The organism is Bradyrhizobium sp. 142, from assembly GCF_023074015.1.
Classification (GTDB): Bacteria; Pseudomonadota; Alphaproteobacteria; order Rhizobiales; family Xanthobacteraceae; genus Bradyrhizobium.
The window spans coordinates 1-837 of the sequence record NZ_JADPKQ010000309.1 but is presented as its reverse complement, the minus strand read 5'-3'; the positions used below and the strand labels follow the sequence as shown (position 1 = coordinate 837).

General features: G+C 61.2%; 1 protein-coding gene. It reads right to left on the bottom strand.

Annotated elements, in window-relative coordinates; genetic code table 11:
- Positions 1-837: IS701 family transposase (locus IVA82_RS49105; RefSeq protein WP_247493653.1), on the bottom strand; the 837-nt coding region annotated here is incomplete at both ends.

Genomic DNA, 837 nt, shown 5'->3' with positions numbered 1-837 from the left:
CAGTAGACCGCGCGTCCATAAACCATCATTTGCGCTGTTGAACTGCTCGGCCTCGAGGTCGGCCAATTCGAGATAACACCAGTCGTGCAGCCGCGGTCCTTTGGTTCCGGCTCCCGCCGACAGGCGCTTCCAGTCGGACGGGCGCCGCGTCCGGGCGAGGTCCGCGGCCGTACCGGCGACCGGCGGTCGCTTGCCCCAGGATCGAAACACATGAGCGCTGCTGACCCCAAGCACGTAGCCTTTGCCTGCCCGACGTAGTTGCTGTTCGATGTCGCCAACACCGTAGACCGTATCACCGGCAACCCACTTGAATGGTACAGACGCGGCTATCGCACGTGCGATCATTCTCGTCGCAAGCTTTGGTTTGGTCGCAAAGCCGACATCGGCAGGCACGTATGCGGCTTCCAGACGATCTGGATCGTCGGTCCATTCCTTCGGAAGATACAACGCGCGATCGATGAACGCATGACCATGACGCGAAACGTAGGTAGCGAAGACGCCGATCTGGCAGTTCGTAATCTTCCCTGCCGAACCAGTGTATTGCCGTGCCACTCCGCATGACGCTTTGCCCTGCTTGAGAAAGCCGGTCTCGTCGATCACCAGCACCGCATCGTCATCCGCCAAATGCTCGATGACATAGTCGCGCACGATATCGCGCAGGGCATCAGCGTCCCAATCTCCACGACCCAGAATCGCCTGCTGCCGCCATGGGCCAGGATCGCCAGCCGCCTCCGCGCGCATCCAGCCGGTCTTGCGCTGCTCATCTCCGAGCAGACCTTCCAGGAACAGGCCTGCATTCGTCGCCACACGCTCTTGCGTGAACAACGGACGTATCCG